The sequence below is a fragment of the uncultured Kordia sp. genome (assembly GCF_947496985.1).
In the GTDB taxonomy this organism is placed as follows: Bacteria; Bacteroidota; Bacteroidia; order Flavobacteriales; family Flavobacteriaceae; genus Kordia.
The window spans coordinates 1-212 of record NZ_CANMEZ010000054.1 but is presented as its reverse complement, the minus strand read 5'-3'; the positions used below and the strand labels follow the sequence as shown (position 1 = coordinate 212).

General features: G+C 38.7%; 1 protein-coding gene. It reads right to left on the bottom strand.

The window, feature by feature from the left end:
• Positions 1-212: hypothetical protein (locus Q0828_RS24470; RefSeq protein ID WP_298428006.1), on the bottom strand; the 212-nt coding region annotated here is incomplete at both ends.

Below are 212 nucleotides of genomic sequence, written 5' to 3'. Positions count from 1 at the left end.
GATACTGCCATGTCTGTCTGTCCATTAATAATAGCTGTATCCAAACTAGTGAGATCAAACACAGCGGTATCTTGATCTGCTTGATCATCTGCACACAATTCATAGGTATTTGGAGCTGTTGCTGATGGAATTGGTTCTACACTAAGTTCTAAACTAGCAATGTTATTGGTATTCAAACAACCTGTAACAGTATGCTCCACACGGATAAATAC